Annotated in this window: 2 protein-coding genes; one reads left to right on the forward strand and one right to left on the reverse strand. The window is 60.1% G+C overall.

Translation table 11 applies throughout. The annotated features are described in order from the left end of the window. Positions 1 to 516, reverse strand: a 516-nt coding sequence (locus CXY80_RS00020) for a dienelactone hydrolase family protein (protein ID WP_158251487.1), incomplete at its 3' end; no start/stop codon positions are given. Positions 517 to 968: 452 nt separating this feature from the next. On the opposite strand from CXY80_RS00020, the gene CXY80_RS00030 reads away from it, so the two are divergent. Beyond that, on the forward strand, positions 969 to 1,141 hold a 173-nt coding region (locus CXY80_RS00030; protein WP_146070585.1), incomplete at its 3' end, for a DUF488 family protein.

Raw genomic sequence — 1,141 nt, forward strand, 5'->3', positions numbered from 1 at the left:
TTTAGGGGTGAGGATTTCGCGCATCTGTTGGATGTCACGAGCGGGGGTGCTGGCGTCCTTGCCGGCATATATTCCCAGCCAGGGGGTCTTAAGCACGCGTGCGGCATCGATTCCGCTGAGGATGCCAGGCCAGCGCGGCGAAGCCAGGCTAGCGCCGTAGAAGGTGACGGCGGCGTCGATGCGCAGTGTTGCTGCCGCCCACACTGCGAGGGTCCCTCCCATAGAGAAACCCATTATCGCTACTTTCTGTGCTCCCTGGGCGCGGATCCAGGCTAGGGCGCTCTCGATGTCAAATGTGAGCCCTTTCGCCGTAAGGGTGTCGTGGTATCGGCGGGCTTTTTTGAACTTCCCATCGGTGACGACGGGGTCCTCGATGCGGTGGTAGAGGTGTGGCGCTGCCGTGATATAACCGCAGCCGGCCAGGCGGACGACGAGATCGGCAACTGGCGCGGAGAGGCCCCAGACCTCATGGAGCACGATGACTCCAGCCCGCGCTTCACCGGTCGGCACTGACACTGTTAACGGAACACCACCAGGCCCTGCAGTTTTAATCGCGTGCGAATGGTCGGAACGGTTCGGGATCGGTTGCATGCTTTCTCCGTTCGTTCGAGGACACCCTCCGGCCGCGGTGTTATCGGAGATATCCGCGCCTAGCTCGTGGAACCGGTGGACTGGAACGAGGAAGCTTCGTCCCTGATCAGGTTAGCGACGGCTTCAGGATGGCAATAGGGCGATGGCCAGCATCCGAGGTCCCGCCCGTTATTGCGGAGCCGGATGTCGAGCGCGCACATCTGACATTCCTGACGTGGACTTCAGTACGTGGGGTTGAATGGGAGCATGGATGCAACCTGCGTGTACACGATCGGGCATTCGACTCATCCCATTGATGAGTTCGTTGGAATGTTGACTAAACACGGTGTCGAACGACTCGTCGACGTGCGNGACACGGTGTCGAACGACTCGTCGACGTGCGCACCGTTCCGGGGTCTCGTCACAACCCGCAATTTGGGGAACACGAACTTATCGTCAGCATGCCGGAGGCAGGTATTGATTATCAGCGGCTCTCCGAGCTCGGCGGGCTACGACACACCCCGGCGGCAGAAGCATCTATCAATGGAGCGTGGCGTAATAAAAGCTTTCG

This window comes from Cryobacterium sp. M91 (assembly GCF_002929615.1).
In the GTDB taxonomy this organism is placed as follows: domain Bacteria; phylum Actinomycetota; class Actinomycetes; order Actinomycetales; family Microbacteriaceae; genus Cryobacterium; species Cryobacterium levicorallinum.